The following is a 2,521-nucleotide window of genomic DNA, read 5'->3' on the forward strand; positions in this document are numbered from 1 at the left end:
AATGCAGCTGATCGAGGTTTACCGAGACATTCCGTTTAGGTACCTCATCGACAAACGCAACCGCCCCATTGCTCACATCGATCTCACCCACTCGATATCCCCACGGAGCCTCCGAGGATGAGGAAGCGGGTGCCGACGAAGTATAAGCATAGCTAGAGAGATCAATCGATCCATCCGATAACCGTTTCAACGCGACACTCGGACTCAGTAGGGAGAGTTTTTGAACCGATGCGTATTTTCCCGCGCGGTCAATTTCGATATCCTCAACCCCGATTCCCGTTAACCCTATCGCAATCGCTTCATCCCTCTGTCGTGTTACCCGCAGAGTATCGGTTGCTAGTGAGAGATTAAGAAGCGTTTTTTCATCACTCGAAACAGCTCCTGTATTCAGACGCAAATTATTCAACACAGCTTTATACGGCTCTCGTGGAGCATTATCACTCCACTGCACCCCTACGTTTTCAACCGACACGCTCCCCAACGCAAAGCTCCATGGCTCTGACGCTGTCTCATTTTCATCTTTTGGGAATGCTTTTTGGATCGCTTCGAGATAGTTGACCCAATCGATTTTCCCCTCATGCGAACGCTGTGCCGAGAGGTTGAGAGTGTTGAGTTCCAAAGAACGGGCACTAAAGCGCTTTTTCATCGGCTGAACAGCTCCCTCTTTGAGACGTAACGTCCCAAGAGCCAGCAGATTTCTATCCTCATCTTTTGGGATAATACGAAGCTTATCGATTTCAAAATGGAGCTTAGTAAGCTCCGTCGCGTTCACATCCGCACTGTTAAATCGATAATCAAACCCAAAAGCGGCAGAACCATCCGCTACTTCGATCGGAAATTTTTCTTTGAAATAACGCCATGGGGTATAGAGTTTCCCCGAATCAAACGTGACACTTCCCCCCAGCATGAGAGGCGAGAGAGCATCGATTTTTGTTTTTAAATCGATAAATCCCCCCTCGTTGATTGTCGCATAAAGGCGCATTTTCCCATCCACACTGGAGAGATCGCGTAAATCGATGTTATCGAGATTAAACCCGATAGGTCCCACATCGAGAGTATACGCTTTCCCTTCCGCGTAATCACGATAGTTCAATGTTCCGTTTTTCAATCCGAAATGGTTGATAATGAGCTTTAACGGTTCGGATGATGTATCATCGCTCGCTTCATCGCCGCCCAATTCGGTAAGCCATTTAAAATTGAAATCCCCATTTTTATCACGATGAATACTCACATGAGGCTCACTCAACGTAACATCATTGATTACCACCCCCTTCCACAAATACGCAAGGGGATCAATATTAAGAGAGAAACTTTTAAGTGCGATCAGATCATGTTTTTGAGGTGTTTTGAAGCTCAGATTTGTCAAAGTGAGATGAAAAGTAAAGGGATTAAAGGAGGCCGATTCAACGGAAAAAATTCCCCCTTTTGTTGCCTCCGAGACTTTATCAGGAACACTGTTTTTGATAGCATAAGGGAGAGCTAAAAAGCCTAAAGCGGCATAAATAGCGACTATTCCTCCGATCCATTTCAATGTCGGCTTAATCATAATGTACTCCCTAAAAAAAATCATTCACTCAAATCATAATAAATTATTGTATCACAAATGTTTTTTCAAGAAAGCTGATGCATAAACCTAATCCTTTATAATCCAAAATCTTAATCATTTTTTTTGTTTTCTGGGGGTAAAGTTATAAAAGATAGACTCAAATAGGAGGCTTACAATGCAAATTAGTTCATATACTTTTCAAACTCCTTATCCGCAACCGCTTCAAGTGGGACGACCTGATCCAGCCATGCTAAAAGAGCAAACAAAAAGCTCCCAAGAAGAGCTAAAACAACAAGAAAAAAATAGTACTGAAATCACTAATGCCAAATCAAAACAAGAGCAGCAAGAGGTTTTTATTAAATCATCGGTCATGTATCAAAAAGATCAAAGCTACACCCCTACCGCCCTATCGGTACAAGATTTTACAGCCCTTTCAAAAGAGACTCAACGCTCCCAAAATATCTCTACTTACGTTAATATCAGTACGGATACCTCATCCACCCTCTAAGCCTTCATCCCTAAATAAGGGCTTAGAGTATTTTACAAAACATTATATTCCTCACTTTTAGCCTACTTAAATCTATATTTCGACATAATCATCTACTTTATCTGTACAGTAGGGATAGCCGAAATGAAGCGTAAACAAATTTACAATCCAACCTCAAACGAACACGTAAACGACCGCCAGATTTTCGGCGGCAATCCTACCGGTATTTTCGAGCTCAACAATATCAAATACCAATGGGCGTATAACCTTTGGGAGATGATGCTCAACAACACATGGTTCCCCAAAGAGGTCGATATGACCCGCGATGCGGTAGACTACAAATACCTCACCGAGATGGAAAAAACAGCCTACGACAAAGCCCTCTCCCAGCTTATTTTCATGGACTCTCTTCAAACCAATAACCTGATGGACAACGTCAATCCCTACGTTACCGCTCCTGAGGTTAATCTCATTTTGGTACGCCAAAG

Annotated in this window: 3 protein-coding genes; 2 read left to right on the top strand and 1 reads right to left on the bottom strand. The window is 42.9% G+C overall.

Features of this window, described 5'->3' with window-relative positions; translation table 11 throughout:
• Positions 1 to 1,546: DUF748 domain-containing protein (locus tag WA010_RS08630; RefSeq protein WP_422556723.1), on the bottom strand; the 1,546-nt coding region annotated here is incomplete at its 3' end.
• Between the two features lie 175 nt (positions 1,547 to 1,721).
• On the opposite strand from WA010_RS08630, the gene WA010_RS08635 reads away from it, so the two are divergent.
• Positions 1,722 to 2,054, top strand: a complete 333-nt coding sequence (locus WA010_RS08635; RefSeq protein WP_422556724.1) for a hypothetical protein — start codon at positions 1,722 to 1,724, stop codon at positions 2,052 to 2,054.
• A gap of 123 nt (positions 2,055 to 2,177) precedes the next feature.
• Positions 2,178 to 2,521 (top strand): ribonucleotide-diphosphate reductase subunit beta (locus tag WA010_RS08640; RefSeq protein WP_422556725.1); only part of this gene is annotated, 344 nt, incomplete at its 3' end.

Origin of the sequence: Sulfuricurvum sp. (assembly GCF_049305995.1) — a bacterium.
Lineage (GTDB): Bacteria > Campylobacterota > Campylobacteria > Campylobacterales > Sulfurimonadaceae > Sulfuricurvum.

What these genes read in the sequence shown, in the direction of transcription:
- WA010_RS08635 (WP_422556724.1), top strand. Translation starts at nt 1,722, where the DNA reads ATGCAAATTAGTTCATATACTTTTCAAACTCCTTATCCGCAACCGCTT.